The organism is Bdellovibrionota bacterium, from assembly GCA_035292885.1.
Lineage (GTDB): Bacteria > Bdellovibrionota_G > JALEGL01 > JALEGL01 > DATDPG01 > DATDPG01.
Genome location: DATDPG010000038.1, coordinates 1 through 4,142, shown reverse-complemented (window position 1 = coordinate 4,142; position 4,142 = coordinate 1). Strand labels below are relative to the sequence as shown.

The 4,142-nt window shown below is 52.4% G+C and carries 4 protein-coding genes; 2 read left to right on the top strand and 2 right to left on the bottom strand.

Annotated elements, in window-relative coordinates; translation table 11 throughout:
* Positions 1-649, bottom strand: a 649-nt coding sequence (locus tag VI895_03105) for an outer membrane lipoprotein-sorting protein (protein ID HLG18791.1), incomplete at its 3' end; no start/stop codon positions are given.
* 210 nt (positions 650-859) lie between these two features.
* Positions 860-2,362, bottom strand: a complete 1,503-nt coding sequence (locus VI895_03100; protein ID HLG18790.1) for a hypothetical protein — start codon at positions 2,360-2,362, stop codon at positions 860-862.
* Between the two features lie 254 nt (positions 2,363-2,616).
* On the opposite strand from VI895_03100, the gene VI895_03095 reads away from it, so the two are divergent.
* Complete coding sequence (locus tag VI895_03095) at positions 2,617-3,489, top strand: hypothetical protein (GenBank protein HLG18789.1); 873 nt, start codon at positions 2,617-2,619, stop codon at positions 3,487-3,489.
* Positions 3,490-3,501: 12 nt separating this feature from the next.
* Positions 3,502-4,142: potassium channel family protein (locus tag VI895_03090; protein HLG18788.1), on the top strand; the 641-nt coding region annotated here is incomplete at its 3' end.

Sequence of the window (4,142 nt, the reverse complement as noted above, 5' to 3'; positions counted from 1 at the left end):
CCACGGATTTGAGAGCCGTGGAGCGCTCGATCTTCTCAAGCGTGCCCGCAGGATCGTAAAATTCCCGCTTGACCGAGTAGTAGTTGTCCTTGAGGATCCAGAACTTCCTTCTGCTATAGCCACTGTCCTGTTGTTCCTTTTCGGTTCTAGGCACCGCTTCGATTACGAAGCACGGTTTACCATCGCAGGTCTCGCTGCCCAACAGTTTGTAGGTGTAGGCGTCAAGAGCTTCAGGTCTTAAATCCTCATAGGAGAAATCCGTTCCCATGAAGCGGTTTTTCTTACCGCTGGAGGCGATCCTTTTGGGCCTGCCGACGGCCGGTAGATTGAGCCACTGGTCGTCATCGCCGCCTTGTTTTTCCCAGGTCAGCAGAGCAGTATTCTCAACATCCCTGGGGCTGAGAAATCGGATCAGGATTTTGTTGAGATCACTGGCGTCGGTTTTCGTGTAGCGCTCGATCTTACGTTCTTTTTTCTGCCCCTGCGCGTTGACCAAAACCATTTTTTGTATCTCGTACTCATCCTTGGTTTTAAGCAGCTCTTTTTGCTTCTTCATGACGTCCACTCCGGTCTGAGCGCTGGCCGACGACGCGAAGAAGGCCCAGGCGAAAAGGGCCGAAACTGCGGTTCGGAAAATTTGCGTTCTCATGAGTGTCTCCTACTCACAGCGATGGCTGAAAAGGTGTTGTCATGGGGTCTATGAGGTAAGCAGAGGATGAGCGTGCGCGAATCACGCACGGCTTCGAAAGGTGACCGGCGCCGCGGGACAAGCGCTCCCGCCACCAATGGCCCTGATGCGCCTAAATCTGGGGACCGTTTGGCTGTGGTTGCAACAAAACGAACCCCGATGGACCCGTCCTTAAAAGAGATAGGTCAGGTTCAAGAAGCCCCGGTCGTTCCTGTCCCACTTGCCCCAGAAGGACAACTTCTTGTTGAGTCCAGGTGGGATAAGCACTGGCTTGATGCTGAAATCCCCCCAGAAGACATCGAAGCCGACTTCCGCCTTTAAATTGTCCGTAAACTTGTAAGAATACTTTGGCTGAAGATAGCCGCTGTTCGGGCCGTAGAAGTTGACGGCTGTCGAGAACGTGAATTCGTTGGCGTCGTCAATCTTGAATCCGAGGCGGCTGATGATGGTGCTCTGAATGGGACGGACAAAGAAACTCAGATCTCTGGTGAGAGGATTATCTCTCTTGTGCAGGTCGAAGTCGTGGCCATACTCCAGGACAAAAAGAATCTGTTCGAGACCTAGCCCCCCTACATCGCTCTGGTCCCACACGTATCTTCCGCCAATAACCACAGGCATCCTGTCCGTAGTCAGCCCGCCGTCGTAAAACTTCGCAACGGCCTCGCCGTGAACTTCCAGTTTACCAAAGGTGGTTGAGAAGTCTCCGCCGATGGCGCGCACGCGGGGGAAGACCGTTTTTGGCGGCCCAACGCAGACGGGGCCCAATGTTGGCACGACAACACAGATAGGGCCCCCTACGGAGACAACGGGCAAGTTGTCATAGCCGTCAAAGTAGCTCAGGGAGAGGTCCCAGCCGGATATCGCCGAGGTCTTCGCCCGGAACGCGACCTCCGTGTTCTCGAACCGCTTAGGTGGCAATTTTCTCCCGTCTTTTATAATCAAGTCGATGAACGGAAGCGCCAATTTGGCGAACGGGCCGAGAAGGTCGACCGTCGGATTTCCAATTCCCAGCCAGCGGTTGTTGACCATCGGAATACGGCTAGGAGTGAAAAGGGGAATGACGATGAACTGAAAGGAGGTGTTCGGGAGATAGTAATTCGCGGATATGGAGAATACGCCCAGCTTTTCACGATCCGGAATGTCCTGGTAGTCCCACGGATTGAGCAGATAGTCCGTTGGGTTGTAGCCGTCCGCTGTTCCCCAGGAGTAAATCTGTTTGCCGACGGTCACATCAAAACTCTCAGCCCGGTACCTGAGATAGCCCTGGTTGAAGCCAAAGTACGGGTCGCGGAAGGTGCTATCGCGAAAATTCATCCAGGGTTCCTTGACATAGTTCCCGCTATCGGCCTTCCACTGCGGAGCGAGAAAGAGTCCGAAGCCTTCGCCTAAGTCCTGGTTTATTTCCAGTCTCAACACGCCCTCTTGTCGGACGGTTCTCTGTTCCTCCAAAGTGGTCTGGAAGGAGGCAAACGTTTTGGAGCGAAAGCTTCCTTTAACATGATCTCGCCACCATTTTATAACCGGATCCTCCTCCGCCGCGGGTGTAGCTGCCGCAGCCCCTGGAGCCGCAGCGGCTGCAGCCGCTATCTGCTGTGCAAGGTCCTGCGCCCCTGCTAATCGAGGTATTAGGAGAACGAAAAGACAATAAACTAGTGTAACCACGGGTGTCACCATGACCATTTCTCTATAACGTAGAAAGCCATATTAATTTCGTATACCCTACTTATGGTGGTTTGGTCAACAGTTTTTTACCGTTATTTTTAACGGTTGTTGGCTATTGATTTGGAGGGTGCCTTCGTAATCATGAGACATTTTCTACATTTTTCAAGGGTGACCTGGATGATCGTGGCGAGAAATATTCATAAGAATAAAGACTTGCCGTGAACGTTTCGATATAATACCAACATACAGTCCGTTAGGAGATCTATGTGAATATCCGAACTTTAAGCCTGTTATTGTTGGCCACCACGGGACTGCTATCGCTGTCGCCCTATGCGCTTGCGAGAAATGGGGATGAGGTTTTTGCGGAGCTAAGAAAACAGATGAACTGTGAGCAAATCGCTGCGAAAGACGAATGCATCGAGTTTGCCAGGGGTGGATTCGTCAGAGCGTCTGATAGTAGTGAGCGCCGGTTTGTACTCGGAAGGACGATCTCGGAAAAGGAAAACGGTGGAGGCACGGAACGAGTACGAGTGGATTTTGTGTCGGGACCTCAGAGGGGCGCGAGGTACACGAAGGATCTGGATTTCCCCCAAGCGACGTCACGAGAAAACGCTGTTGTTCCCGAAATTGACCCACAAAAGATCATTCGCGTAGCCATGTCTCCGCTTGCTCAGATGCTCGGTACTCGCTTGCCTTTCATGTTCCTAAACCTCTACGGTTACTTAAGCGGTTATGGGTGGGAACTGACGGACGGCGCAGTCAGTGGGCCCCATCCCGTGCTTACGGGCCGGCCGAAGTCTTCCGCGGTAATGCTCCCTCATGTCGAGTTGCGCCTCGATCGAAGGGGCCCCACCTATACGGTCGATCGCATGTCGTTTTTTATCCAAAGGGGTGCGCAAAAAGCAGATATGTATAAATTTTCTTTCGGGAAATATCGCAGGCTATCGCCGAAAGATTTATACCGCCCTATGGAAGTGGAGGTTGCGATTTATTTTGGCAGACGGACAGAGGTGGACACGGTGCGCTTTGATCAATGGTTGTTTCGAGTGGGGCCTTCGCAAGCCGAAAGGCAGTCCCTGTCGCAACTTAACATGGAATTGCCGATACCGCGTGATTCCAAGCTCCTTTCAATCAGATGAGAAGACTGTCTCATGGAAACGTCTGGTCGTAGGCTCCTCCTCGCAATTCTCGTTATACTACTGGCTCTTCTAGTAGGCGTCATCGGTTACCAACTGATCGAAGGCTGGAACTTTTTCGATTCGCTTTTTATGACGGTTATTACTCTAGCGACCGTGGGATATGGAGAGACTCATCCACTGTCGCCTGCGGGCCGGGTCTTTACAATCTTTCTCATTTTGGTGGGCGTGGGTGCGTTAACTTATGGATTAACTGCCGGCACTGCGTTCGTCGTCGAAGGATCCCTCACGGGTATCATCGGGAGAAAAAAGATGGAGACCGAGATTAAAAGGCTCAAAGACCACATTATCCTTTGCGGTATCGGGGAAACCGGTCGTCACGTCGTCGAGGAGTTTCTCAAGGTGCGGATCCCTTTCGTCATCATCGAAAGGGATCGAGACAGGATCAAGCAAGTCGAGAAAATCGGTTCCGTGCTTTATATCGAAGGCGACGCCACCGACGATGAAACCCTTTCGCAGGCACGGATTCATGAGGCCAGAGGCTTGGTGACTGCCTTGCCGCAGGACCCGGACAACTTATTTGTGACCCTGACCGCTCGCGGATTAAACCCTGGGCTCAGGATCGTGGCCAAGCTCGTAACGCTCGAATCTCGGCC